At 63.3% G+C, this 24,875-nt stretch carries 25 protein-coding genes; 3 read left to right on the forward strand and 22 right to left on the reverse strand.

The window, feature by feature from the left end; all coding sequences use genetic code 11:
- Positions 1-520 precede the first annotated feature (520 nt).
- The 13 genes from ACN5W5_RS14575 to ACN5W5_RS14635 all read right to left on the reverse strand — a co-directional run bounded on the left by ACN5W5_RS14575 (position 521) and on the right by ACN5W5_RS14635 (position 11,824).
- Positions 521-1,963, reverse strand: coding sequence for a DegQ family serine endoprotease (locus ACN5W5_RS14575; RefSeq protein WP_420049200.1), 1,443 nt, complete (start codon positions 1,961-1,963; stop codon positions 521-523).
- 141 nt (positions 1,964-2,104) lie between these two features.
- Positions 2,105-3,079: a MucB/RseB C-terminal domain-containing protein gene (locus tag ACN5W5_RS14580; protein ID WP_420049201.1), complete on the reverse strand. Its 975-nt coding sequence runs from the start codon at positions 3,077-3,079 to the stop codon at positions 2,105-2,107.
- 125 nt (positions 3,080-3,204) lie between these two features.
- A complete protein-coding gene (locus ACN5W5_RS14585; RefSeq protein ID WP_420049202.1) occupies positions 3,205-3,912 on the reverse strand; it encodes a sigma-E factor negative regulatory protein in 708 nt (235 codons plus the stop codon).
- Positions 3,913-3,972: 60 nt separating this feature from the next.
- Positions 3,973-4,617 (reverse strand): RNA polymerase sigma factor RpoE, encoded by a 645-nt coding sequence (gene rpoE, locus ACN5W5_RS14590; protein ID WP_420049203.1) that lies wholly within the window; start codon positions 4,615-4,617, stop codon positions 3,973-3,975.
- A 112-nt stretch (positions 4,618-4,729) separates the two neighbouring features.
- Positions 4,730-5,215, reverse strand: a complete 486-nt coding sequence (locus ACN5W5_RS14595; protein ID WP_420049204.1) for a hypothetical protein — start codon at positions 5,213-5,215, stop codon at positions 4,730-4,732.
- A gap of 36 nt (positions 5,216-5,251) precedes the next feature.
- Positions 5,252-6,496 (reverse strand): beta-ketoacyl-ACP synthase II, encoded by a 1,245-nt coding sequence (fabF, locus tag ACN5W5_RS14600; protein ID WP_420049205.1) that lies wholly within the window; start codon positions 6,494-6,496, stop codon positions 5,252-5,254.
- Between the two features lie 92 nt (positions 6,497-6,588).
- Positions 6,589-6,828, reverse strand: coding sequence for an acyl carrier protein (acpP, locus tag ACN5W5_RS14605; RefSeq protein WP_177135589.1), 240 nt, complete (start codon positions 6,826-6,828; stop codon positions 6,589-6,591).
- Positions 6,829-6,948: 120 nt separating this feature from the next.
- Positions 6,949-7,710 carry a 3-oxoacyl-ACP reductase FabG gene (fabG, locus tag ACN5W5_RS14610; RefSeq protein ID WP_420049206.1) on the reverse strand — a complete coding sequence of 254 codons (762 nt, stop codon included), beginning with the start codon at positions 7,708-7,710 and terminating at the stop codon, positions 6,949-6,951.
- Positions 7,711-7,728: 18 nt separating this feature from the next.
- Positions 7,729-8,679 (reverse strand): ACP S-malonyltransferase, encoded by a 951-nt coding sequence (fabD, locus tag ACN5W5_RS14615; RefSeq protein ID WP_420049207.1) that lies wholly within the window; start codon positions 8,677-8,679, stop codon positions 7,729-7,731.
- 60 nt (positions 8,680-8,739) lie between these two features.
- Positions 8,740-9,717, reverse strand: coding sequence for a beta-ketoacyl-ACP synthase III (locus ACN5W5_RS14620; protein WP_420049208.1), 978 nt, complete (start codon positions 9,715-9,717; stop codon positions 8,740-8,742).
- An 18-nt stretch (positions 9,718-9,735) separates the two neighbouring features.
- Positions 9,736-10,800: a phosphate acyltransferase PlsX gene (plsX, locus tag ACN5W5_RS14625; protein WP_420049209.1), complete on the reverse strand. Its 1,065-nt coding sequence runs from the start codon at positions 10,798-10,800 to the stop codon at positions 9,736-9,738.
- A gap of 135 nt (positions 10,801-10,935) precedes the next feature.
- Positions 10,936-11,118, reverse strand: a complete 183-nt coding sequence (gene rpmF / locus ACN5W5_RS14630; RefSeq protein ID WP_066086119.1) for a 50S ribosomal protein L32 — start codon at positions 11,116-11,118, stop codon at positions 10,936-10,938.
- 139 nt (positions 11,119-11,257) lie between these two features.
- Complete coding sequence (locus ACN5W5_RS14635) at positions 11,258-11,824, reverse strand: YceD family protein (RefSeq protein ID WP_420049210.1); 567 nt, start codon at positions 11,822-11,824, stop codon at positions 11,258-11,260.
- A 37-nt stretch (positions 11,825-11,861) separates the two neighbouring features.
- Here ACN5W5_RS14635 and ACN5W5_RS14640 point away from each other — a divergent pair, with 37 nt between their 5' ends.
- Positions 11,862-12,464 (forward strand): Maf family protein, encoded by a 603-nt coding sequence (locus tag ACN5W5_RS14640; protein ID WP_420049211.1) that lies wholly within the window; start codon positions 11,862-11,864, stop codon positions 12,462-12,464.
- Positions 12,461-13,264, forward strand: a complete 804-nt coding sequence (locus tag ACN5W5_RS14645; RefSeq protein ID WP_420049212.1) for an SAM-dependent methyltransferase — start codon at positions 12,461-12,463, stop codon at positions 13,262-13,264. The genes ACN5W5_RS14640 and ACN5W5_RS14645 overlap by 4 nt, the downstream gene beginning before the upstream one ends.
- A gap of 27 nt (positions 13,265-13,291) precedes the next feature.
- On the opposite strand, the gene galU is transcribed toward ACN5W5_RS14645, so the two are convergent.
- The 6 genes from galU to ACN5W5_RS14675 form a co-directional block, all read right to left on the reverse strand.
- Positions 13,292-14,167, reverse strand: a complete 876-nt coding sequence (galU, locus tag ACN5W5_RS14650; protein WP_420049213.1) for a UTP--glucose-1-phosphate uridylyltransferase GalU — start codon at positions 14,165-14,167, stop codon at positions 13,292-13,294.
- 37 nt (positions 14,168-14,204) lie between these two features.
- Positions 14,205-15,188, reverse strand: a complete 984-nt coding sequence (locus tag ACN5W5_RS14655; RefSeq protein ID WP_420049214.1) for a S49 family peptidase — start codon at positions 15,186-15,188, stop codon at positions 14,205-14,207.
- 12 nt (positions 15,189-15,200) lie between these two features.
- Positions 15,201-15,581: a Rieske (2Fe-2S) protein gene (locus tag ACN5W5_RS14660; protein WP_420049215.1), complete on the reverse strand. Its 381-nt coding sequence runs from the start codon at positions 15,579-15,581 to the stop codon at positions 15,201-15,203.
- A gap of 14 nt (positions 15,582-15,595) precedes the next feature.
- The gene (locus ACN5W5_RS14665) at positions 15,596-16,255 is read right to left on the reverse strand and encodes an HAD family hydrolase (protein WP_420049278.1); all 660 of its coding nucleotides are present in this window, start codon (positions 16,253-16,255) and stop codon (positions 15,596-15,598) included.
- Positions 16,256-16,402: 147 nt separating this feature from the next.
- Positions 16,403-16,687 (reverse strand): H-NS histone family protein, encoded by a 285-nt coding sequence (locus ACN5W5_RS14670; RefSeq protein WP_264186294.1) that lies wholly within the window; start codon positions 16,685-16,687, stop codon positions 16,403-16,405.
- 97 nt (positions 16,688-16,784) lie between these two features.
- A complete protein-coding gene (locus tag ACN5W5_RS14675) occupies positions 16,785-17,810 on the reverse strand; it encodes an RluA family pseudouridine synthase (protein ID WP_420049279.1) in 1,026 nt (341 codons plus the stop codon).
- A 624-nt stretch (positions 17,811-18,434) separates the two neighbouring features.
- On the opposite strand from ACN5W5_RS14675, the gene ACN5W5_RS14680 reads away from it, so the two are divergent.
- Positions 18,435-21,389 (forward strand): Rne/Rng family ribonuclease, encoded by a 2,955-nt coding sequence (locus ACN5W5_RS14680; RefSeq protein ID WP_420049216.1) that lies wholly within the window; start codon positions 18,435-18,437, stop codon positions 21,387-21,389.
- Positions 21,390-21,544: 155 nt separating this feature from the next.
- Here the strand turns inward: ACN5W5_RS14680 and ACN5W5_RS14685 are convergent, their stop codons facing one another.
- From ACN5W5_RS14685 to ACN5W5_RS14695, 3 genes are read right to left on the reverse strand one after another with little or no spacing between them, the layout of a single operon-like run.
- Positions 21,545-22,831, reverse strand: a complete 1,287-nt coding sequence (locus ACN5W5_RS14685) for a heme biosynthesis HemY N-terminal domain-containing protein (RefSeq protein WP_420049280.1) — start codon at positions 22,829-22,831, stop codon at positions 21,545-21,547.
- 26 nt (positions 22,832-22,857) lie between these two features.
- The gene (locus tag ACN5W5_RS14690) at positions 22,858-24,051 is read right to left on the reverse strand and encodes a uroporphyrinogen-III C-methyltransferase (protein ID WP_420049217.1); all 1,194 of its coding nucleotides are present in this window, start codon (positions 24,049-24,051) and stop codon (positions 22,858-22,860) included.
- Positions 24,048-24,875: a uroporphyrinogen-III synthase gene (locus tag ACN5W5_RS14695; RefSeq protein ID WP_420049218.1), complete on the reverse strand. Its 828-nt coding sequence runs from the start codon at positions 24,873-24,875 to the stop codon at positions 24,048-24,050. The genes ACN5W5_RS14690 and ACN5W5_RS14695 overlap by 4 nt, the downstream gene beginning before the upstream one ends.

Below are 24,875 nucleotides of genomic sequence, written 5' to 3' on the forward strand. Positions count from 1 at the left end.
CTCTACCAGGGGAACAAAGCGCCCACGCACGAGGTTGCGGGGAACCATAAAAAAGGGCGCGTCAGCTGTTGACGCGCCCATAACCAACAATCAATGGCAACTGCGATAGTTGGGACTTCATTGTAGGCAAAAAGCCCGGAATTCAAACCCGACAACCGCTCACCGAGACTTGTTGCAGCGCAGCAACATGAAACTTATACACAATTCATCCACAGGAAATTCAGTGCTCTTGTGAAGCATCTGTGGATGACCGAAGCCATTCGGAGGTAATTCTCACATCGTGGACCGATGTAGAGCCTCGACGACGGAATCGATCCAGAACTGGTTCGATTTTATCGAATTCGGTCAGGAGAAACCGGAGAATTGTGAGCAATCACTCACAACAACGGTGGGCAGACCCGGTATCGCGACAGACAAGCGGTGTGTGGCGTGGCAGCCACCCCAACCCACAACCTCTATATCCCATAAAGATCAGTGGGTTATTGGCCTCAGTTGGGGTGGATTCGAGTTTCGTCCGGCTTCATCGACTCGGGCGGATCACCGCATACTGCGCCCAATCGCCGCGACGAAACAGCACATTGACCGGGCGTGACTTGTCGAGTTTCACCAGCGCCGCCTCGAGTTCAGCGACGTTGCCGGTGTCTGTGTTGGCGACGGCAATGATCACATCGCCTTCGCGCAAGCCAGCGCGCGCAGCCGGCCCTTCAGCACTCTCCACACGCACGCCACTCTTGAGGTTCAGCTCTTTCTTCAGCGCCGGGGTGAGATCGGAGAGCGTCAAACCCAGAGCCTTGGCCGTCCCCGCTGGCTGTGGCTTGGCAGGCTCGGGCGCTGAGGGGCGCGATGCTGTGCGCTCGGGCTCCAGTTCGGCCACCGTGATGTTCAGCTCGCGTTGCGAGCCGCGACGGAACACCGTCATGCGGCTCTTGCTGCCGGGTCGTGTATTGCCCACCAGCCGTGGCAGGTCCACCGACTTGTCGATCTCTATGCCATCGAAACGCAGGATGATGTCACCCGGTTCCAGCCCCGCTTTGGCCGCTGGCGAGTCGTTTTCGACACCGCGCACCAAGGCGCCCCGGGGCCGCCCAAGACCAATGGACTCGGCCACTTCCTTGCTGACCTGATCAATCTGCACACCGATGCGCCCCCGCGTGACGCGCCCGGTCGCCCGGAGCTGGTCCGACACGCGCACCGCCTCGTCGATCGGGATGGCAAACGAAATCCCCTGGAAACCACCTGAGCGTGAATAGATCTGGCTGTTGATGCCCACCACCTCACCCCGCATGTTGATGAGCGGACCACCTGAGTTGCCGGGATTGATCGCCACGTCGGTCTGGATGAAGGGCAGAAAGTCCCCCGTGTCACGTTTCTTGGCACTCACAATGCCGGCGGTCACCGAGTTCTCAAGTCCAAAGGGCGACCCGATGGCCATCACCCATTCGCCGACGCGAAGACGGTTCACGTCACCGATCTTCACCGCACTCAGACCACTTGCCTCGATCTTGACCACCGCCACATCGGTGCGCTTGTCAGTACCCACCACCTTGGCCTTGAACTCACGCTTGTCCGGCAGGGTGACGATCAGTTCGTCAGCGCCGTCCACCACATGCGCGTTGGTCATGATCAGGCCATCACTGCTGAGAATGAAGCCCGAGCCCACACCGCGAGGCTGCGCCTCTTCGGACGGACCCCGCTCCGCACGCGGGCCACGAGGCGTCACGCCGGGGGGGATGGGAATCCCAAAGCGGCGGAAGAACTCCAGCATCTGCTCATCTGTTCCGGATGCCCCTTCTTCAGGGACACTGGCGCGCTCCAGCGTGCGGATGTTCACCACCGAGGGCCCGACCAGATCGACCAGATCGGTGAAATCAGGCAAGCCACGCACACTCGGCGCAGAGAAGACGCCCTGTGCTGACAACGGCACAGGCGACAGCAACGCCATGGCGCCGGCCAGCGCCACCATACCTGCGGTGGCCACGCTGACGAAGGAAGTGCGATTCGATTTACTGAATGTCATGATGATTTTGTTCAGACGGGCAAAACAGCTGAAAGCACAAGGACAAAGGGAACATACGGGGAACACTCCATCGGAGCAGCCGATACTTCAACGCGTTCGCTGAAGTGCCTGGGCAAACCGCTGAAGGGTGGCCGGTGGCACCTCGCCCAGGACGGTCAACCAATGGTTGCCAAGCCGCATGCCCAGAGAATGGGTGGCGCCCATCATGGCGCTGGTTTCAGCGCCATGCCGGCGGGCGTCGAGTGGCTCGACAAACAGGGAGACCGAAGCCAACCCGTCCGAAAAAATGCACTGCATCGGCACGGAAGAAACTTCGCTGCCCTCACTGGTGTCCCGGGTGTGGCAACTCATGCGCAGGAAGCCTGGAACCGTATCCTTGAATTGCCAGCCTTCGGCCTCGGGCGTGGTTTTTTTCACCACCGGTCGATACACCTCATAGCCGCGGGTGTCTTTCATCATCTTGCGCAGCTTGTCCATGCGCACAGGTGCATCCAGCTGGAGTTCGGAATAGGCGAGCTGCTCCAGCACGACATCCTTTTCACCCAAGGTCTGCAGCTTCACGACCAGACCGGTTTTCTGTTCAGACCAGATACGAAAGCCAAACCGCAAAGGGTCTCTGGGGAGAATCTCGACCACATCGGCCAGATGCCCGGCAACACGCTGCACCCCGGTTTCACGCACCTCGTAGTATTTGGGGATGGCGTTGGCGGGCGTGCGCAACAAATCGGGAAACAAACCCAGCGACTCGCGCTCCTCGATCCACGCGGTTTTGGCGTCGGGAACAAAGGTGATCACTTCGTTGTTGCGGCGGATGGTGGTCCGCGGTGCGCCGGTGAGCGTCTCGATGCGCTCCATCTGCTGCACGCCATCACAGACATGCCAGATGCGCGAGGCCGACATCACCGAGCCCGCCGACACCACCAAGGTGCCGGTGTAAGCCCTTTGCCGCGACGCTTCCTGCATTCGGGTGAGCCATTCATTGACACTGCGCGTCGGCACCGCGGCACCGCCCTGCGACTGTGCCTGCACCAAGGGCTGCCAGAGTCCCAGAACCAGCGCCACCAGGACCAGCCCGGACCAAGGTTGCAGCCGTGCGCCCGGGTAAGCGCCCCGACCTGAACGGGACCGGGTTGAGTCCACGCCACGCGACAGAAGCCGACCGAACGACAGATGAAGAGCCATGGGCATCAGCGCTGCGGGGCGGTATCGTAGGTGGCGTTGCGCAGGAAACCCGCCGGCATCTGCAGCGCAGACATGCCGCCATACTGCCGATGCTCCGCCAGCATCTGCTCAAGCCGCGCATCGCGAATCAAGATGCCCTGCCCGGTGCTCACCGCCACATTGGTTGACCCGGTATCTGAGGCGGCAACCACCGGTCTCGCCGGATCTGTGGACGGCGCGACCTGTGCCAGTTGGGGCGCTGCAACGGCTGGGACACCCGGAACCGACGCGCCCTGCATCACGTTCCAGCTCACCGCGACAACGGCCGCCAAAGAGGCCAGACCCGCAGCCATCTTCCAGCGCATTACCGGGTCGTTCGCCGCCGCTCCACGCACCTGCGCCATCACGCCCGGGCTCGCTGGCCGGCTCTGGGGCCGCTCGGCAAGCTGGAGTCGCGCACTGATACCGGCTACAAAGCTCTGCGGCGCGACGCTCGACACGGCAGGCGCCGTGCCACGCAGCACATCGCCAATCACTTGGTAGGCATGCCAGTCGGCGTGCAGCTCGGAACGGTGGTCGGCATCGGCCAGAAGGGCATCCAGCTCGCCCGCACCGATCTCACCATCCGTCAATGCAGACAGTGCACCCGCCAGATCGGTATCCGGAACGGAGTGAAATGGCGCACCAGGCCTTGCAGACTGGCGCACACTCATGTTGTCTTGTTCGGCATTCATGGTTGACATCCAAAAAAACTTGAGGGTTCAAGCCCCGTTCACACCGTGCCACATTCGGCGTCACCAGCGTTTGCCGGACTGTCGCTCCAACATCGGCTTGATGCGGCCCGATATCGCCTCGCGCGCCCGGAAGATGCGAGAGCGCACCGTACCGATAGGGCAATCCAGTGCCACCGCAATCTCTTCGTAGCTCAAACCGTCCATTTCCCGCAAGCTGATCGCCATGCGCAGCTCTTCAGGCAAAGCGTCCATGGCAGCGTTCACCGCCTCGGCAATTTCCTTGCTGGCCAACACCGCTTCGGGCGTCTCGTGATCAACCGCGTTGGAATTTAGTTCGCGTTCGGAGGAGGAAGTTTCATCATCCTCCGCTGATTTCATCTGGGACTGGAAGATCAGCGGGTCGCGCTTGAGTTCCAGCAGCTGTTTTTTCGCCGTATTGACCGCGATCCGGTAAAGCCAGGTGTAGAACTGGGCATCACCCCGAAACTGCGCCAGCGCCCGGTAGGCCCGGATGAAGGTCTCCTGGGCGATATCCTGCACCAGATCAACATCGCGCACCATGCGCCCGATCAGGCGCTCGACCCTTCTCTGGTATTTGATGACCAGCAGTTCGAACGCGCGCTGCTCCCCGGCAAGCGTGCGTTGCACCAGCATGACATCGCTGTCGGGCGGCGGGGGGGCGGTGTGATCTTCGGGTTGTGTCATGCGGCAGGAGCGGGCCGCAGAAATATACCCCAAGCCTGATGACGCCTGAGTGCACGGTCACGCGGGACAGGGAAGTCAAGGCGCCGGCAAGGTCTGAACGCGCAGCAATCCGTCATTGGATCGCACAGCCCTGCCGCTGGTGCGCCATCAACGCGCGACGAAACTCGTTCCAACGCAAAGGATCGCGAGCCCGCTCGACCCAGGCCCAGCTGCTGGCGGCGTCTGGATTGTGCAAACGCAGCAGCACACGGTCTTGCAGATCCAGCACGGTATCGACCCGACGCAAAGTCACACCGTCTTTGTATGCTTCGCTGTGCCAGACCCAGGCACCTGCAAGGGACGGTCCGGCCGCTGAATCGGCCAGCGCATCCCACCGCAACAAGCCATCCGGTGTTCGCTGCCAGCTCCAAATGGCGAAGCCCGTCCAGAGCAGCCACAAGACAACGCCCGTCGTGAGACCGCCCGCCTCCGCCGTGGTTCCGCTCACCCACCATCCGCCGGCCAGTGCCAACAAACCCAAGGCGCCCAGGCCCAGCAACCACCAGCCGTACAAAACACAACGCCCCACCGGATACCGAACCGATGGGGCGTTGCGCATGATCAGGCCGTCAGAGCCCTATGGCTGTCAGCAGACTCAAACGCGTTTGAAGACCAGCGTTCCGTTGGTGCCACCAAAACCAAAGTTGTTCTTCATGGCGAAGTCGATCTTCATGTCACGCGCGACGTTGGCGCAGTAATCGAGATCGCACTCAGGATCCTGATTGAAGATGTTGATGGTTGGTGGACTCTTCTGTTCTTTCAGCGCCAGGATGGTGAACACGCTCTCGATACCACCAGCACCCCCCAGGAGGTGCCCGGTCATGGATTTGGTCGAGTTCACCACCGTCTTCTTGGCGTGATCACCCAAAGCGGCCTTGATGGCGTTGGTCTCGTTCACGTCACCGAGCGGCGTGGATGTGCCATGGGCATTGAGATAGTCGACCTGATCGGCATTCACACCCGCGTTGCGCAAGGCATTGATCATGGCGCGGCGTGGGCCGTCCATGTTGGGCGCCGTCATGTGACCCGCGTCAGCGCTCATGCCGTAGCCGACCAGTTCGGCATAAATCTTGGCACCACGTGCTTTGGCGTGCTCGTACTCTTCCAGCACCACCACACCCGCACCTTCACCCAGCACAAAACCGTCACGGTCCTTGTCCCAAGGGCGGGACGCCGTGGCAGGATCGTCATTGCGGGTGGACAGCGCACGCATGGAGGCGAACCCGCCCACGCCCAGCGGCGAAACGGTGGCTTCTGAGCCGCCAGCCACGATCACGTCGGCGTCGCCGTACTCAATCTTGCGCGCGCCTTCACCGATGCAATGCAACCCGGTGGTACAGGCTGTGACGACCGCGAGGTTGGGGCCTTTGAAACCAAAGCGTATCGATACATGACCCGAGATCATGTTGATGATGGAGGCCGGCACAAAGAACGGCGAAATGCGGCGGGCGCCACGGTTCGTGAACTCGGTATGCGTCTCTTCGATCATCGGCAGACCGCCGATCCCGGAGCCAATGATGCATCCGATCCGGGTGGCTTCTTCCTCCCCCAGCGCATCGCCCGTGGGCAGACCGGCATCAGCAACCGCCTGAGAAGCAGCAGCAATACCGAAATGGATGAAGGTATCCATCGTGCGCGCTTCTTTCGAAGACATGTACGACTCGACACTGAAGCCCTTGACCTCGCCTGCGATCTGGCAGGCAAAGCTGGACGCGTCAAACTTGGTGATGCGGTCGATGCCGGACTTGCCGGCAAGAATGTTGGCCCAGGACTCAGACACCGTGTTTCCCACGGGGCTGATGCAACCCAGGCCGGTCACGACAACGCGACGACGACTCATTGAATTCCCCCACGCATCAGAGTGCGTGAAATGCGTTGCCCTCCCCGGGGATCCATGCCCCAAGGGAAGACCCTGCGTTGGACCATGAAGGATCAGGCCTTCTGGTGCGCCATGGCGTAGTCGATGGCGTTTTGCACCGTGGTGATCTTCTCTGCGTCTTCGTCCGGGATCTCGATACCGAATTCGTCTTCCAGGGCCATCACGAGTTCCACCGTGTCGAGCGAGTCAGCGCCCAAGTCGGCCACGAACGATTTTTCATGGGTGACCTGACCTTCTTCAACACCGAGTTGTTCGGCAATGATTTTCTTAACACGTGCTTCGATATCGCTCATAAGTCCCTCTGAGGGTGGTTGGATGACAGACCGTCATTTTAGCCGGGCTAGGGAGAGGCCCCTAGGCGGCCCGCCGGACGGCTTTGTCGGCGTCGAAAATGAAATGGGATGCCCTGCCCGTCAGGACATGAACATGCCACCGTTGACATGCAGTTCCTGACCGGTGACATATGCGGCCTGAGGGCTCGCAAGATACGCCACAGCGTGCGCAATGTCGGCCGGCTTGCCCAGATGCCCCAGCGGGATCTGGCCCAGCAGCGCCTTTTGCTGCTCTTCCGGCAACGTTGCCGTCATGTCGGTTTCGATGAACCCCGGCGCCACGCAGTTGACCGTGATGTTGCGGCTGCCGAGCTCACGGGCCAGCGCGCGCGTCATGCCCGCCACACCGGCCTTGGCCGCTGCGTAGTTGGCTTGCCCGGGGTTGCCCGATGCGCCGACCACGCTGGTGATACTGATGATGCGGCCATAGCGCTGCTTCATCATGGGACGGATCACGGCGCGGCTCATGCGGAACACGGCCTTCAGGTTGGTGTCGAGCACGGCATCCCAGTCATCGTCCTTGAGGCGCATGGCCAGCATGTCGCGCGTGATGCCGGCGTTGTTCACCAGCACCTGCAGTCCACCATGCGTCTTGGTGATGTCATCGATCAGCGCCTCTGCTGCAGCGACGTTGTTCACATCCAGCGTTGCGCCACGGCAGCCTGCAGCGGCTCCGGGCATACCCGCGAGCACCTGCGAGATCTTGGCTGCGCCTTCGTCGCTGGTGGCGGTTCCGATCACGATCAGTCCGCGCGCCACCAGTTCGGAAGCGATGGCCGCACCGATACCGCGCGTTGCACCTGTGACCAGGGCCACCTGGCCCGCAAATTTGATTTCAGACATGTCTTGGTTCTCCGAAAGTCAGGCCAGCAGGTTCTTCACCTCGGTCAGTGAAGCCGGATCGTAGAGCGCGGCACCTGTCAGACCCGCATCGATGCGCTTGACCATGCCGGCCAGCACCTTGCCGGGGCCGCATTCAACCAGTGTGGTGATGCCTCGATCCCGGATGGCGCTCACACATTCAACCCAACGAACCGGCCCGAAGGCTTGCCGGTACAGCGCATCGCGGATGCGATCCGCATCGGCTTCGACAGCGACGTCGATGTTGTTGACCAACGGAATCAGAGGCGCAGCAAAAGCTGTTGCAGCCAGCTGCTCTTTCAGCTTGTCCGCCGCAGGCTTCATGAGGCTGGAGTGGAACGGCGCAGAAACCGGCAGTGACAACGCGCGCTTGGCACCGTGGGCCTTGAGGACCTCGCAGGCCTTTTCGACCGCCGCCTTGCTGCCGGCAATGACGGTCTGGGCTGGATCGTTGAAGTTCACCGCCTCCACGACCTCCAGGCTGGCGCCACCGAACGTGGCCTGTGCCTCCGCACAACCCGCAATCACCTTCGCCGCATCCATGCCCAGGATGGCCGCCATCGCGCCGGTCCCCACAGGCACCGCTTCCTGCATCGCCGCCGCCCGGAAGCGAACCAGCGGGGTCGCCTGCGCCAGACTCAAGACACCCGAGGCCACGAGCGCCGAATACTCGCCCAGTGAATGCCCGGCAACCACCGCAGGGGCTGCACCACCTTCGGCGCACCAGACGCGCCAGGCGGCCACGCCCGCCACCAGCATCACCGGCTGGGTGTTGGTGGTCAGACCCAGCGCTTCCTTGGGGCCTTCATGGATCAGATGCGCCAAGTCCTCGCCCAAGGCATCCGATGCCTCCTGCAAGGTTTCGCGCACGGCAGGGTGGTCACCCCAGGCGTCCAGCATGCCCACGGATTGGGAACCCTGGCCCGGAAAGAGAAATGCAAAAGGAATCATGAAAATGCTGAACGGTAAATGAGGCGCCTGACCGGCTTGGCTGCAGACAGACCCAAAAATTCAAAGATCGAGCAACACGGCGCCCCATGTGAAGCCACCGCCAACGCCTTCAAGTAAAAGTGTGTCGCCCTTTTTCACCTGACCGGCACGCACCGCATGGTCGAGAGCCAGCGGGATCGAAGCCGCCGAGGTGTTGCCGTGCTCGTCCACCGTGACCACCACCTTGTCCATGGGCAGCTTCAGTTTCCGGGCCGTACTCTGCATGATCCGGATGTTGGCCTGGTGAGGAATCAACCAGTCGATATCGGCATCGCTGCGCCCCGCCTTGGTCAGAACAGCCCGCGCCGTGTCCTCCAGCACGCCCACCGCCAGCTTGAACACCGCCTGCCCATCCATCTTGAGCAGTGGGTCGCCGAGAACCTTGCCGCCAGACACATGCCCCGGCACACACAGGATGCTGGCGTGTTTTCCGTCTGCATGGATGTCGGTAGCCAGAATGCCGGGCACCTCGCTGGCCTCCAGCACGACCGCGCCCGCGCCGTCTCCGAACAGCACACAGGTGGTCCTGTCGCTGAAATCGAGCAAACGGGAAAACACTTCAGCACCGACCACCAGCGCCTTTTTCGCGGTGCCCGTGCGAATCATCGCGTCAGCCACCGTGAGTCCATAAATGAAGCCGCTGCAAACGGCCTGCACGTCGAACACAGGACACCCCGAGATGCCCAGTTTGTGTTGCAGGATGGCCGCCGTGGACGGGAACACCATGTCCGGTGTCGACGTAGCCACGATGATCAGATCGATTTCGTTGCCATCCACCCCCGCAGCATCCATGGCCTTTCGACAGGCCTCGGCGGCCATGTCGCTGGCAAAAACGCCGTCAGCGACGAAATGGCGCGCCCGGATACCGGTGCGCTCGACAATCCACTCGTCACTCGTCTCGACCCCGCCAGCGGCCAGTCGTCCGACCATGTCGGCATTGGTCAGACGCAGGGGCGGCAGGTAGCTGCCAGTGCCGGAAATGCGGGCGTAGCGTGTCATGCTGGTGAGGTGGGCGAATTAAAGGGTGGGAATGCTTCTGATCTCGCTGGGAACCCCGGCTGGCGACAGCAAGGGGGCAGCGTGGGCAATGCGTTCCTGCACACTGCTCAGCAAACCATTGTGGGCCGCATCATAAGCCCGCCCCAGCGCCTGCTCGAAAGCGAAGGCATCGGCCGATCCATGGCTCTTGAAAACAAGCCCGCGCAGGCCCAACAGCGCAGCACCATTGTATCGACGGTGATCCACCCGCTTTTTAAACGATGATAAGACCGGATAAGCAATGATCGCCGCCATTTTCGTCAGGATGCTCTTTGAGAACGCTTCACGAATGAGGCCGCTGATCATCGTGGCAAGACCTTCGCTGGCCTTGAGCGCCACATTGCCCACAAAACCATCGCAAACCACAATGTCCGCGCTGCCCTTGAAGATGTCATCGCCCTCCACGTTGCCAAAGAAATTCAGATCACCGGTGTTCGCCGCATTTCGCAACAGGACACCCGCTTTTTTGATGACATCGCTGCCTTTGATCACCTCTTCGCCGACGTTGAGCAAGCCCACGGAGGGTTCGGGCTTGCCCGTGATCGCGACCACCAGAGCCGATCCCATGACAGCAAACTGCAACAAATGCTCGGCCGTGCAATCCACGTTGGCGCCCAGATCCAGAACCGTGGTCGCACCACCGCGTGCATTGGGCAACTGGCTGGCAATCGCCGGCCGGTCAATGCCATCGAGGGTTTTGAGCAGGTAGCGGGAAATGGCCATGAGCGCACCCGTGTTGCCTGCCGATACCGCCGCCTGCGCAGCACCATCCTTGACCTGCTGGATCGCAACCCGCATGGAAGAATCTTTCTTCTTGCGCAGCGCAACTTCAATCGGATCGTCCATGGCGACCACCTCGCTGGCGGGCACCACGCGACAGCGCACGTTGTTGAGCAGCTGAGGCCGGGACTTCTTCAACACCTCGGGCTGACCCACGAGCAACAGATGGGCCTGCGGATGGCTGGCCAAAAAGGCCTCACAGGCCGGCAAGGTCACCCCTACGCCAACGTCTCCACCCATGCAATCCACAGCAACGGTGATCATTCAAACTTCTCAGTGGTGGCGCCCAAGGCGCCACAAGAATGAAAAAAGCCCGCATGGCACATGCGGGCCTGTTCAAGAACAGCAGCCACCACCCCGGACGCGGTATCGCGACGGGGTCGGTGACCCACCGTCACTTTAGGCTTCGGACTTGTTCTTCAGTACCTGGCGGCCACGGTAGAAACCGTTGGGACTGATGTGGTGACGCAGGTGCACTTCACCGGTGGTCGGCTCAACGGCAATGCCGGGCACGTTCAGCGCGTTGTGCGAGCGGTGCATGCCGCGCTTGGAAGGGGACTTTTTGTTTTGCTGGACGGCCATGGTGGGCTCCTGAATTCAATAGGGTCAATCGGGGTGCGCCTAGGGTTCGCCTACCACCATATTCGTGTACACCGTACACCTCACAGTGAAATAGATACCAGCGCAAAGCCAAGCATTATAGCCCGAAGATCCCCCTGCGTCATTTTTTCAGGCGGGACAATGCCGCAAACGGGTGTGGGCGCTGTTCTTCTGCAGGGCCGCCTGCGGCGACCACATTGCCGGACTGCATGGGCACCGGCACCGGACAAGCGTCGTGCATCGGCACCAGCGGCAACGCCATCAACAGTTCATCTTCCAGCAATTCGTACAGACTGGGACGCGGCTCCAGCGGCAACAGGTCTTCTTCGCAGTCATTGTCTTCTGCCGCGGCCGTGGCTTCGTCGGCCACGAACCGAAACCAGCGGTCCACCTGGAGCGGGGTTTCCACAGCCCCAAGACAACGCTGGCAGGTCAAGGGCGCCACAGCTTCCCCCAGCAGATGAAGCCACACCGCAGGCTCACCCCCCCCGGATGCCGCACGCAAAGCGCCATGGGCCTGCCAACGGACACCCGGCAGATCGGCCGCGTCGCGCTCGGGGTGCAACTCGTCTTTCAGGCGCTCAAACAGACCCATCGGGTCGTCCGCCTTCACACTGGCGCCGGCCTGGGCAAAAGCTCGCACGTCCAGCCGGGCCGGGTTCCAGGCAGTGTTCGGATTCGGTTTCATGGAAGGCAGTGTAAAAGAATGCTGGGACAATACCGGCATGCCCACCCTTGAAAACCACTCGAAGAAACGCCTGATTCTGGGCTCCACGTCGCCTTACCGACGCGAATTGCTGGCGCGACTGGGCATCGCCTTTGATATCGAACGTCCCGAAGTCGATGAAACCCCGCATCCGGGCGAAAAGCCCTTCGCACTGGCCATGCGTCTGGCGCTGGCCAAGGCGCGCGAGGTGGCCCGGCGCCACCCCGAAGCGGTGGTGATCGGTAGCGACCAGGTCGCCGACCTGGACGGCGAACCCCTGGGCAAACCCGGCAACCACGAGCGTGCGGTCGAGCAGCTTCGCCGCATGAGTGGCCAGACGGTGGTGTTCCAGACCGCGGTGGCCGTGGTGTGCCTGTCCAGCGGTTTTGAGCAGAGCGATCTGGCGGCCGTCCAGGTGGTATTTCGCACCCTGACCGAGGCGGAAATCGAGCTCTACCTGCGGACCGAGCAGCCATACGACTGTGCGGGCAGCGCCAAGAGTGAAGGCCTGGGCATCGCCTTGCTCGAACGCATTGAAAACGACGATCCGACCGCGCTGGTCGGCTTACCACTGATCCGCACCTGTCGAATGATCCGTGCTGCGGGAGTACCCGTTCTATGAAGCCGGCGCAGCCCACGCCCGGTACGCTGTATCTGGTGCCCACACCGTTGGACTTTGGCTGCCTGCCGGAAGGTGCGCAGCCCGCACCCATCACCGAGTGTCTGCCGGTCGAAACCGTGGCGGTCGCGGCGCGGCTGACCCACTGGATCAGCGAAAACGCCAAAAGCACACGAGCCTTTCTCAAGCGAGTGGAGGCGGTGAACGGGCTCGCCGCACCGCTGCAAGCTCAGGCCATCGTCGAACTCCCCCGGCAGGCGCACAAAAAAGGCGACCATACCCCGGCCGCAGAGGGCGACAGCCAGGCCAAGGCCTTGCTTGCACCGGCTTTGCTGGGCCACGACATTGGCCTGGTCAGTGAAGCCGGCATGCCCGCCATTGCCGATCCCGGCAGCTCTGTCGTGCGCGCGGCACACACCCTGGGCATGCCGGTGGTGCCCCTCGTCGGCCCGGTATCGCTGATGCTGGCCCTGGCGGCCAGCGGACTGAATGGACAGGGATTTGCTTTCGTGGGCTACGTGCCTCAGGAAGCCACCGAGCGCACCAAACGCCTGCGCGAACTGGAAGCGCTGGCCCTGAAAACCGGACAGACCCAGATCCTGATCGAAACGCCCTACCGCAACGCAGCCTTGCTGCAGGCCTTGCTGCAGACCCTGCACCCGCACACGCGGCTGGCCGTCAGTTGCGGCCTCATGTTGCCGCAACAGGTCACCCGCAGTGCCCTGGCGAACGATTGGAAGAGCCGATCACTTCAGCAGGGCATGCCTCTGGACGCACCGGCGGTCTTCCTCATCGGCCGTTGAGGAGCGCTCGGCACCTCCTTCCCAGTGTCAGCCCAGCGCCTTGACCATATGGGCACGGACCGCTTCGCGCAGCGACGGATCGGTCAGCGCCAGATCGATGGTGGCTTCAAGAAAGCCTACCTTGCTGCCGCAGTCGTAACGCTGCCCTTCGTAGCGGTAGGCATACACCTTCTCGGTGCCGATCAGCGCCGCAATGCCATCGGTGAGCTGGATCTCACCCCCCGCGCCACGGGGTTGGCGGCGGATGCTTTCGAACACGGCGGGCGTGAGGATGTAGCGCCCGGCCACAGCCAGGGTGGACGGCGCCACTTCGGGCACGGGTTTTTCCACCATGCCAAACACCTCGGCCAACGCGTCGTTGACGCCATGCACGTCGACCACGCCATAGCGGCGGGTGTCCTCCCGCGGCACGTCCTGCACCGCCAGCACCGTCCCCGGGCTTTTTTCGTAGGCTGCCACCATCTGCTGCAACACCGAAGGGCCACCCGCCCGACCCACCATCAGGTCGTCGGCGAGCAGCACAGCAAACGGGTCATTGCCAACCACGCGCTCAGCGCACAACACTGCGTGACCCAGGCCCAGCGGGCGCGGCTGGCGGATGAACACGCAATCCATGTCATCGGGCTTGATGTCGTGTACCAGCTTGAGCAGGTCGGCCTTGTTGCCTCGCTCCAGTTCGTGTTCCAGCTCGAAGGCCGCATCGTAGTGGTCGCCAATGGCCCGCTTGTGGCGCCCGGTGATGAAGATCATTTCGCGAATGCCCGCCGCGTAGGCCTCATCCACCGCGTACTGGATCAGCGGCTTGTCCACCACCGGCAGCATTTCCTTGGGGATGGCTTTGGTGGCCGGCAGGAATCGGGTGCCCAGGCCACCGACGGGAAAAACAGCTTTTTCAATTTTCATAATCACCCTGTTCACTGATTGGAGTTGAGTCAATAATTTATTTGAATTGCAATCCGCTGGAGCGGGCCGCCAGGTACATGCCCTCGCCGACGCTGGCACCCAGCTGCCGGGCCAGGCGCATCCCCAGATTCTCGCGCTGCGTGTAGTCCACCAGTTCTTCGGCCTTGACCACCTCACGCGCCACGTAATCGAGACTGCCCAGCCCATCGACGAGCCCCAGCGCGATCGCCTTCTGGCCGCTCCAGACCAGGCCGCTGAAGGTGTCCGGCGTTTCCTTGAGCCGGTCGCCACGCCCGGCCCGCACGACGGTGATGAACTGGCTGTGAATCTCGCCGAGCATGGACTGGATATAGGCGGTCTGCTCCGCATCCTGCGGACTGAAGGGATCGAGCATGGCCTTGTTGGCGCCCGCCGTCATCAGGCGGCGCTCGACGCCCAGCTTGTCCATCAAGCCAGTGAAGCCGAAACCATCCATCAGCACGCCGATGCTGCCCACCAGACTGGCCTTGTCCACATAGATGTTGTCAGCGGCGGCGGCAATGTAGTAGGCGGCCGAGGCGCAGGTTTCTTCCACCACCGCATAGACCTTCTTGTTGTGCAGCGCCTTGAGCCGGGTGATCTCGTCGTTGATGATGCCGGCCTGCACCGGACTGCCACCGGGCGAATCGATGAGCAAAACGACGGCTTGTGCGCCAGCGTCTTCAAACGCCGCATTCAGCGAAGTGACCACGTTGTCGGCACTGGCCTCGGCACCGGCCGCAATCTCGCCCCGAATCTCGATCAGTGCGGTGTGGGGCGTACTCACGGACGCAACGCCAGCGTCCGAGCGCAACACCATCCACAGCACCGCGCCGGCCAGCAGCAACCACATCAGCCGCCAGAAAACGGTCCAGCGTCGCGCCGCGCGCTGCTCCGCCAGGGCGGCAAACGCCAGTTTTTCCAGCGTCGCGCGCTCCCAGCCCACGTCGGAGCGGTACCCGGTAGCACCTGGAGATGGGGTTCCCACCAGATCGTCATTCATGTTTCGAAGCTCTCAAAATAAGGGCGGTTTCAACAGGTATTGTGACCGCCAGTGCACGACGCCATCGCACTCGACCAGTCCGATCTTGATCAGCCCGCCGCGGCAGGGACCGCTGCGACAGGCACCGGTGGCGGGTTCGTAGATGGCGCCGTGGCTGGCGCAGATCAGCCAGCGGCCACTGTCGTCAAAAAAACGGTCCTGTTGCCAGTCCATCTCCATCGCCACATGAGCGCACCGGTTGAGGTAGGCGTGTGCTTCGCCCTGGTACCGGATGGCAAAAGCCCGACAGGTCTGTCCGGCGTAAACCACATCGAACGACACCGCCAAACCCGAATCCACGAGGTCGCGGCTGTTGCACAACGGATAGAGAGGGTCCTGTTCCGACGATTCCATGCGCGGCAACGGTTTCAGGCGTTGGCTGCGAGCCAGTCGCGCAGTTCTTTCACCGAATGCGCCACGTGCAAGGGTGAAAACTCGGCAAAGGTGCCCGGTTCATGGGCCCCGTAGCTGACGCCCACGCTCGCGCAGCCGGCGTTGAGCGCCATCTGGAGGTCGTGCGTGGTGTCGCCAATCATCAGCGTGCGCGCGGGATCGACCCCGAACTCTTGCATCAGCTCCTGCAACATGAGCGGGCTGGGTTTGCCTGCGGTTTCGTCCGCTGTGCGCGAGCCGTCAAAGACACCGTGCAATTCCACCGTTCGCAGGGCGGTGTCCAACCCCTGGCGGCTCTTGCCGGTTGCCACCGTCAACCAATGGTGCCTCTGCTTGAGCTCGGCCAAAAGCGGCAGGACGCCTTCAAAGAGGCTGATGTCGTCTTGGTGTTGCTGATAGTGGTGCCGATAGCGCTCGCCCAGCAAAGGATATTGAGAGGGCGGCACATCGGGTGCAGCGTGAGCCAGCGCCTGCATCAGACCCATGCCGATCACATAGCTGGCCGCCTGATCGGTGGGCAGGCGACCACCCACGTCCGTCACCGCAGCCTGGATGCACCGCACGATGAGGGCAGTGGAGTCAAAAAGCGTGCCATCCCAGTCGAAGGCAATCAGGTCAAATTGGCGCGGGCGCATGCGGCTGAAAAAAGTTTGAGACGGGTGTGCATTATCGATGCCACGCATGACGACACGATGGCGTCGGGTCACCGCTTTGCACGCGCCAGGGCGACACAAAGAACAAAGGCACCCGAAGGTGCCTTTGCCAAAACCGTATCCGGATGATCAGATGCGGAAGTCCTCGATGCTTTTGCCCGATGCCAGCACGGCGCGCACCCACTCGGGCTTGCGGCCCGGCCCCCCCGCCCAGAGCTCTCCCTGAGGGCCACGGAATTTTGCCACGGCGGTGGATTTGGATTTGGCAGGCTTCTTGCCGCCCGATGCACCGCCCAGATCGGCCACCGTGATGCCAAATTGTTTCATTTTGGCTTTGATGTCGGCAATCGTCGAAGCGAGTTCGCTTTTGCGGGCTTCCTCTGCCTGGGCCATCAAAGCCTGTGCCTGCGCCATGAGTTCTGCGTAATTTGCCATTGATCGTCCTTTTGAGCTTGCGGATTGTCTTGGTATGGATTCTGCATCCCAACGATGCGGAATCCATTGTATAGGATTATGACGCCGGATGCAGCGTATCGGGCAACCAGTTTTTCAATTCCGGCGGCAATTCCGAATGCAACTCGACATTTTCACCGCTAATCGGGTGCGTCAGTCGCAACCGCCAAGCGTGCAAAAACATGCGCTTGAGACCCACGCGGCTCAATTGCCGATTGATTTCGAAGTCACCGTATTTGTCATCCCCTGCAATCGGATGACCGGCATGCGCCAGGTGAACACGAATCTGATGGGTGCGTCCAGTCTTGATGGTCACCTCCAGGAGGCTGAATCCGTCGGGGCATGTGGTCGCCAGGGCCGCAGGCGCAGGCATGCGCCCGACGACCTTGATCAGCGAGACCGAACGCATGCCATCGGGATCATCGGGGCTCACCACCTTCACCCGCCGCTCGCCATCGGGCAACAGGTATTTGTGCAGCGGCTGGTCCAGCACCTTGAGGCGCGCCGGCCAGACCCCTTTGACCAAGGCCAGATAGGTTTTCCCGGTTTCCCGCTCCCGGAATTGATCCTGCAGGCCTTTGAGGGCCGATTTCTTCTTGGCAATCAGCAGCAAGCCGCTGGTTTCCCGATCCAGCCGGTGCACCAATTCGAGCAAACGCGCGGCGGGACGCGCCTGCCGCATTTGTTCGATCACGCCAAAGCTCACCCCGCTGCCACCGTGCACCGCCACCCCGGCTGGCTTGTCAATGGCCATGAACGCGTCATCTTCATAGATCACGGGGAATTCGCGGGCGGGCGCCGGATTGGCCGCTTTTTCTTCCACACGCTCAGACAACCGGATCGGCGGAATACGCAACACATCGCCCGCAACCACGCGGTCATCGGCCCCGACGCGCCCCTTGTTTCGCCGCACCTCACCCGAACGGATGATGCGGTAGATGTGCGTTTTCGGCACACCCTTGAGCAATCGAATGAGAAAATTGTCCAGCCGCTGGCCGGCCGATTCTTCGTCAACTGTAAGGAATTGGACCGCCGCTGCGGTCTGGACAGATGGCTTGGCGTTCAAGGAAAACCCGCTGGAAATACCGGCCCCATGGACAGTGGGAGCACACTATAATGCGCTGTGCCAGTCGTGTGCCGTAAGTGATTGATTTCCTTGAGTTTAAGGCAGTCACCGTAGGCAGGCTCCTCCTGCCCTAGAGGCCGGGGACCCGATTGGCCACAAGTTGCCTCCCGTTGCACCCTGCGCTGGCGCCCGCTCCCGAAGCCCTCTCTGAAGAGGCTGGAGCCGCACCGGTCAGATTGAAGCAGCGGGCGAATCCGTGAGAAAAACTGCGAACCCGAAAACGGAATACCCCAATCGGCCAGCCACGTTCCCGAGAAGCCAACGGCACTCGGTGGATTGGCTGGTTGAGGATGAAGTGAAGCCAGAGACATCACCGGCAAGATCCATGTCATCGACAGCCATCAAGCCTTTCCTGCTCACCCAAGTCCACGCGCCTACGCCCTGACCCGGCTGTTCAACGAGGCACACACAGCGTGCCCCGTTCCGAACGCTCCCGATCACCTGGCCAAAACCGGGTGGGTACCGGGTCGGTGGCTCTCCGGCAGTTCCTCCCCCCGTTCGCGCTTTTCCGCTGGTTCACGGCAGGTCGGCGCCTGGGTTCAACCCGGCGCCATGTCAGTGTCAGACCGAAGGAAACGCATCATGAAACGCATGCTGATCAACGCCACGCAGGCCGAAGAGCGCCGCCTGGCGATCGTGGACGGGCAGAAACTGCTCGACTACGAAATCGAAATCGAAGGGCGCGAACAGCGCAAGGGCAACATCTACAAGGCCGTCGTCACGCGCGTCGAGCCGTCGCTTGAAGCCTGCTTCGTCGACTACGGCGAAGACCGCCACGGCTTCCTGCCGTTCAAGGAAATTTCGCGCCAGTATTTTGCCGCCGGCGTGCCGGTCAACCAGGCCCGCATCAACGACGTGATCCGCGAAGGCCAGGAACTGCTGGTCCAGGTTGAAAAGGAAGAGCGCGGCAACAAGGGTGCGGCCCTCACAACCTTCGTCAGCCTCGCGGGCCGCTACGTGGTGCTGATGCCCAACAACCCGCGCGGCGGTGGCGTGAGCCGTCGCATCGAGGGCGAAGACCGCCAGGAGCTCAAGCAGGCACTCGACCAGCTCGAGTACCCCAATGGCATGAGCATCATCGCGCGCACCGCCGGCATCGGCCGTGAAGCGCCCGAACTGCAGTGGGACCTGAACTACCTGCTGAAATTGTGGACCGCCATCGACGGCGCAGCCCAAGGCGGCAAGGGTGCCTACCTGATCTACCAGGAATCCAGCCTGGTGATCCGCGCCATCCGCGACTATTTCAACAGCGACATCGGCGAGATCCTGATCGACACCGACGACATCTTTGAACAGGCGCACCAGTTCATGAGCCACGTGATGCCCGAGCATGGGCACCGCGTGAAGCGCTACCGCGACGACGCACCGCTGTTCAGCCGCTTCCAGATCGAACACCAGATCGAGACCGCCTACAGCCGCACGGTGAACCTGCCATCGGGCGGTGCCATCGTGATCGACCAGACCGAAGCGCTGGTGGCGGTGGACGTGAACTCGGCGCGCGCCATCAAGGGCGGCGACATCGAGGAAACCGCGACCCGCACCAACCTGGAAGCTGCCGACGAAGTGGCGCGCCAGGCCCGCCTGCGCGATCTGGGCGGTCTGATCGTGATCGACTTCATCGACATGGACGAGTCGAAGAACCGCCGCGAAGTCGAGAACCGCCTGCGCGATGCGTTGCGCCAAGACCGTGCCCGCGTGCAGTTCGGCGCCATCAGCAAGTTCGGCCTGCTCGAAATGAGCCGCCAGCGCCTGAAGCCCATGCTGAGCGAAGGCTCGTCCATCCCCTGCCCGCGCTGCGGTGGTTCCGGCCACATCCGCGACACGGAGAGCTCGGCGCTGCAGATCCTGCGCATCATCCAGGAAGAGTCGCTCAAGGACAGCACGGCCGCCGTGCTGGTGCAGGTGCCGGTCGAAGTGGCCAGTTTCCTGCTGAACGAGAAGCGCACCGAGATCACCAAGATCGAACTCAAGCAGCGCATCAACGTGCTGCTGGTACCCAACAAGTCGCTGGACACGCCGAACTACAAGCTGGAACGCCTGAAGCACGACGACCCACGCCTGGACAACCTCGACGCCAGCTACAAGCTCGCCGACGAACCCGACGAAGCCACCGGCTTCACGCGCCGCAGCCAGGAGCGCACCAACAAGCAGGAACCGGTGATCAAGGGCGTGCTGCCCGACGGTCCGGCGCCTGTGGCCGCACCCAAGCCGGAAGCGCCTGTTGCGGCTCCGGTGGTCGCACCAGTTGTTGCCGCGCCTGTGGCCAAGGTGGCTGCACCGGCTGAAAAGGGCTTCTTCGGCTGGCTCAAGAGCCTGTTTGGTGGTGGTGATGCGCCCGTGGTCTCGGCACCGCCTGTGGCTGCACCGGACACCAAGACCGCAGACCGCAGCGAGCAGCGCCCCGACGGGCGCCGCGAAGGCGGTCGCGACAGCCGGGGCCGTGGTGGTCGCAATGGCAACGAAGGCCGTGCGCCGCGCGAAGGCCGCGAAGGTCGCGAAGCCGGCCGCAACACGCGGGGTGGCGAAGGCCGCAACGTGGAAGGCCGCCCAGAAGGCCGCGAAAACCGTGAGGGCCGTGAAGGCGCCCGTCGCAACGAAGGTCGGGTGGACGGTCGCGGCGAGGCACGTGGCGAACCGCGTGGTGAATCGCGTAATGGCGGTCGTCGTGACAACCGCCGTGATGCGGCCCCGCTGGACCAGACCCAGGGCACCGAAGTGTTGCTGAATGCCGCGCCGGCGGCGACCGGCGAGACGCCCGACATGGCCGAAGGCCAGCGCCGCGAGCGCCGTCCGCGCAACGACAACCGCCGCCGCCCCCAGGGTGCGGAAGGCGTTGAGGTCGCGCAGCAGGGTGGCACGGACGACGCAGCGCCGCGCCTGGAACCGGACGCCCGTGCCAGCGGCGCAGAAATGCCCGCGGCCGAAGGTGATGCCGACAACGGTGGCCAACGCGCACCCCGCGAACGCCGCAGCCGCGACCGCTATGGCCGTGACCGTCGCGAGCGCGCTCCGCGCGATGCGGCCGAGCAGGGCTCCGGGACCGAAGCCGCACCAGCGATGTCTGTGGCACCGGTGGATGAGGTGGCTATCGAAGCACCCGTTCGCAGCAGCTACTTCAGCCTGCCGGTGGAGAGCAGCCCGGTCGCGATCGAGGAAGTGGTGGCCGAAGTCGCACCACCTGTCGTGATCGAACCCGTACCGGTGCTGGCCACGCCAGCTCCCCGGCCCGTGGCAGCGCCCGCCGTGCAGAAGAGCGTGCCCGCAGCGGCACCCGCAACCCGCGGTCTGCCCAAGGTAGAGCCCTACACGGTGTCGATCGACGAGTTGAACCAGGTGGCGGCAGCCAGTGGCCTGGAGTGGGTCAATTCCGATACCGACAAGGTGGCCCAGGTGCAGGCCGCGATCGCCGCCGAACCCAAACCCATCCACGTGCCGCGCGAGATCAAACCCGCGGTGGTCCTGGACGAAGGCCCGCTGGTGCTGGTGGAAACGCGCAAAGACCTGCGCAGCATGCCCCTGCCGTTTGAGACCCAGTGAGCGGGGTGAATGGCCGCGGGTAACCGCGGTCTGAATCCGACAGGAACGCCGGCTTCAAGCCGGCGTTCCTGTTTCTGACTGAGGGTCTGTCTCTGGTGGTGGCCGTAGCGGACAGCCCACCACGTCAACCTGGGTGGCACCGCCACCCGAGCCCTTTAGTCCAGCAAGGCGGCCTTTTTCCAGGCCGACTGCGCGGCCACCACGTCGCCGCGCTCTTCGGCCAGGGCCGCGAGTGAGCGCCAGGTTCGCCGCAGCAGGGCCGGCTCGGCCAGGCTGTGGCTGGCCTGCCCGAGCAACTGGGCGGCCTTGCCCCAGAGCTGGCGCTGCATGAAAGCCTGACCGGTCAGGTACTGGAGGTAAGCGTTGTTGGGTTGCTGGCGCTGTGCCTGCTCCAGCCGCGCGAGCCAGGTGGCATCAAGCTGGGCCAGTGCGGGCTCCATCGTCCGTACCAGCTGGCGCTGCTGCGCGGCATCCAGTTCGGCGAACTTGTTCCACACCGGCTCCAGCCAGCTGAGCACCAGCGTTGTGGTGGCCTCCCGGTTCTCGTCCACAGGTTCGCCGGGTTGCACGCCCAAATGGTTGGCACGCTGGGCCGCCGCCAGAGCCAGCTCTGGCATGGCGCGCTCGCCGGCATCCAGACGGCTCCAGAGCGTCTGCAGCTGCGAGAGATCGTGCGACTCGCCCAAGGCATCGAGTGCCAGCCCGCGCACGATGCTGCGCGAAGCATCCGGGGAAAACGCGCGGTGCTTGGCCAGCACCCGGGCCGTTTCCAGCGCCTCACTGGTGGCCCCACCAAGGCGGGCAATGCGCAACTTCAGACGCAGCGCCTGGATGCGGCGCGCCGCACCTTGCGGCAGTTCAGCCAGGCGGCTTCGTGCGGCGTCGGCGTCACGGTCTTCGACCGCCCAGCGAACCGCGCGCAGCAACGCGCCTTCGTGGGCCTCGGGTGCGCTCCTGGCGAGCCTGGGATGCAGTGCCGATTGCAGGTGCTCGTCTCTGGCCTTGCGGTTTTGCAGCGACTGTGCACTCTCGGCAACCAGCAAATGGGCCAGCAACAGCAACTGGTGCCGCCGGGGCCACTGGGCCGATGGCAGGGCATTGAGCTGTTCAAGCGCAGCCAGTCCCGCGGCCTGCGAACGCACAAAACGGCCCGACAGCTGATACGACAAAGCGTCCAGCACCGACCCGACGGCCGCACGCTCCACCTGCTGTGCCCGCCAGCGCTGGGCCTGCGCCGGCAACTCACGCAGCACATTGATGGCCCTGAGCGCGAGGTACACCAGCACAAAGCCGGCGATCAGGCAGAACACCACAAAGTTGAACGAGACATCAAAACGGTATGGCGGCCAGAACAGCGTGACCATGGCCTGGTTGTGGCCCACCAGCAGCGCCAGCGCCACCGCCAGCGCACCGAGTCCCAGCAGCCAGAACACGCTGCGCATGGCACCACCCTGCTTGTGATCGGTCATCACCGGCCTCCCGCGGCCGCGGCCAGGGCCGCGAGGCTTTCGTCGGGTCGTGGCAGCTCAACCATCGACAACTCGGTCCGCAGCTGGCCCAAGGTCTTCTGCGCCGCCATCACCTGCGGCGCCGTGGTGTCAAAGTACCGCCCCAGCGCCACTTCGGTGGATTTCAGGTCGGCCTCGACGGCATTGAGCTGGCGGCTCAGCAAACCAAGCCGCGCATTGAGCAACCGGAGCTTGATGTTCTCCCGCAGGAAGAAGGCCTGCTCGGGGGCAAGCAGCGCGGCCTCCGGTCTGTCAATGCGGCTGACGCGCACCAGTTCACGACCGCTCCGGGTCACATCGGTCCAGACGCGCTGCCAGAACGATGACCAAACCTCGGTAGCACGCGACCAGCCGCTGTCTTGCACGGGCTGGGAGGGTTCCGCCAGATCCGGTGCGCCGGCTTTCGCAGCAGGCGGCTGCACGGCCGCCTTGCCGGGCGCTGCAACCTGCGCCGGTCGGGCTTTGTTGCTGGACTTCTTCACACCGACGTCGTTCTGCACCGGCCAATCGTCCACCTGGCGGGCCAGCTCATCCACCCGCAACACCAGCGTGGGCACATCGGTCAGCGCGGCACCCCGAATGCGTTCGATATCGCGCTGGATGGCGCGCTGCACCGGATTCAGGCGCGGCTGCGCTGCCCTGGCGATGCGCTGATCGGCGGCCTGCAACGCCGACACCAGGGGCTGCACGCTGCCCGTGAGCTGGGTCTGCTGAAACCCGAGTCGCAGAGCCGATTCAATGTCCTGCACCAGGTTGTCATCGCGCGAACGCGAAAGCGCCAGCATGAGTTCTTCGAGCTGGCTGCGCTGCAAGGTCACTTCGGACAATTTGATCTCGGCCACCGCCAGGCGCGCCTGCAGCTCCTGCGTGAGGGCCTCCGCCTGTTTCGCCACGGTGCGCACCTCCACCGCCTGCTCCGTGCTGTCCTGGCTTCGCCGCGCCAGCTCTTGCTGCGTGAACCCGAGTTTCTGCCAGATCAGGCCGGCCAGCACCAGCGAGAGCGCGGCCACCACAAGCGCCAGCACCGACATCCAAGACACCGGGTGGCGGGCGTGCACCACCGGTGGCGCAAACACGGGCGCAACTCCCCCCACCGCCGCGGCGGACGCTTCTTTGACTGGGCTTGGGGGACTGTCGGGGGTATCTGGGTTCATGCGGGACTCCAGTTCGATTCTAGGGCCCGCAACACGTCTGGCAAGGCGGGCCGGGTTTCGATCACGCGACCAAAACCGGCGGCCTTTGCGCTGGCAGCGATACGGGGATGGGTCGCGATGGCCCAGGCCTGCGACCAATCGGTGTTGGGCACAGCGGTTGACAGGTGGTTCACCGCCTCCGAACTGCTGAACAGCCAGGCGCTGCCGGCCAATGCCGCGGCACGGGCCATCGCCGCCTGCGCGGGCGTCCAACGAGGAGCCGACCTCTCGTAGGCCACGCAACTCTCTACGCTGGCGCCCACGGCTTCGCATTGCTGGATCAGCCAGTCGCGGCCACTACCGGCGTGACGGCCTTGAGGTGCAGGCGATCCCGCCACGGCAGCCCCACCCGGCGACGCGCCACGAACCACCAGGATGCGTTGGCCGGATCGAACCTGCGATACCACCACCGGCCACAGCGCTTCGGAATCAAATTGACCAGCATCAGCCGGTGGGGCGTCGATGCGCGCAGCGTCCAGTCCCAGTCCGGCCAGCGCGTGGGCCAGCGCCCGCGCCGTGCCCGGACCGGGCGCCCAGAACCGGGTGCCGCCGTCGAGCCGCGAAGGTGGTTGCACGTCTCGTGCAAAAAAATGGCTGACCGCGGCCCCGCTCACAAAGAGCAACGCGTCCATGTCCAGCCAGTGGGCGCGCCAATGCCGGAGTCCATCCAGGGTGGCAACGTCGTTTGGTTCCGAGATATCGATCAGCGGCAGCGCCTGCGCTGGCCAGCCCTGCGCCTGCAAGGCTTGCACCCAACTCGCCGCTTCGGCCGCGGGACGGGTCAC

This window comes from Hydrogenophaga sp. ZJX-1, from assembly GCF_048590325.1.
Lineage (GTDB): Bacteria > Pseudomonadota > Gammaproteobacteria > Burkholderiales > Burkholderiaceae_C > Hydrogenophaga.